General features: G+C 64.9%; 2 protein-coding genes. Both read left to right on the top strand.

The window, feature by feature from the left end:
- The coding region (locus tag AB1207_RS24445) for a hypothetical protein (RefSeq protein WP_367641441.1) at positions 1–242 on the top strand (242 nt) is incomplete at its 5' end.
- Between the two features lie 74 nt (positions 243–316).
- On the top strand, positions 317–907 hold the full coding sequence (locus tag AB1207_RS24440) for a hypothetical protein (protein WP_367641440.1): 591 nt from the start codon (positions 317–319) through the stop codon (positions 905–907).
- Positions 908–1131: the final 224 nt, after the last annotated feature.

The following is a 1131-nucleotide window of genomic DNA, read 5'->3' as shown; positions in this document are numbered from 1 at the left end:
AGCGTGTCGCGCAGCAGCTTGGTCAGCGTGGCATCGAGATCCATGCGGTCGACCGTAGAGACGACGGGGGCCGGTCTCGACCGCTTTCCTGGAGCGTCGGGCGACGGCCAACGCGCGGTCATCCCGCCTTCCGCGCGCTCGACGACCTCGCGGACATGACGATGACCGAGTGGTCACGGGGGTCGTTGTGGGTCTCTACGGGTGGTGGTCCTGTGGAGAAGCTGATCAACGAAGTGAGCTGAGCTCGGCACCCGTCGATGCTGAAAGCACCCAGCAGCTCGACCCTCTTCACCTCTTGACCGCCCAGGAGCCGCACGTGTTCGACGGCTCGACCCTGATCCGCCGTCTGATCGGCGGGTTCATGATCTTCTCCGCCCCGCTAGCGCTGCCGTTGCTCTTCTTTCAGGCCGACCTCTTCGGCATCCAGAACGACTTCTGCGCCTACCACGGCGTCAGCCCACGCGTCCCCCTCGAACAGCGGGTCCTCGAACGCGGCGTCGACGTCCGTCAGCACTGGGAGTGGTTCCCCATGGGAGTGCGCTGCGACTGGTTCCTCCGCGACGGCAGCTTCGTCACCACCACAGCCGCCACCTGGGACCGCGACGCACTTGCTGCGGGCGCGGTCGGCTACGGACTGCTGGGTCTAACGCTGTTAGTGGCACCCCGGATCAAGATCGGCGCGGATGCTCAGCCGGCCCATCCCGGGCCCTGTCACCCGTTGAGGAGGGGCGCGCGACGTCTCTGTCATCCCACAGACCGCGTGGACGATGGCTGCCAAGCGACTGTCGGACCAAGATCAGGAGTGAGCTACTTCCTGCGACGGCGAGACCGTTCTAGCAAGACACCGACCACGAGGATTACGGCCACCAACACAAGTCCCAGCCAACCCGGGATGGATCCGCCGTGACCGCCCACTTCGTCTCCCAGGGTGCTCTCGCTAGCTTGATCGTTCTCCGAACAATCGCACGGTCATCCCGCGGACCAGGACGTCGACGATCTCGCGCTCTTGCCGAATTGCGGATGCTCTGACTGCTCCCGTCGCGGTGGTCGTTGCGGCAGAGTGGCGAAGGAGTTGCACCGCCGAGTCACCGGGAGCCGTTAGTGATCTTGAATGCCAAGTCGACGTACATG

The organism is Kineococcus endophyticus (assembly GCF_040796495.1).
GTDB classification, from domain to species: Bacteria; Actinomycetota; Actinomycetes; order Actinomycetales; family Kineococcaceae; genus Kineococcus; species Kineococcus endophyticus.
This window is presented reverse-complemented; position numbering and strand designations above follow the sequence as displayed.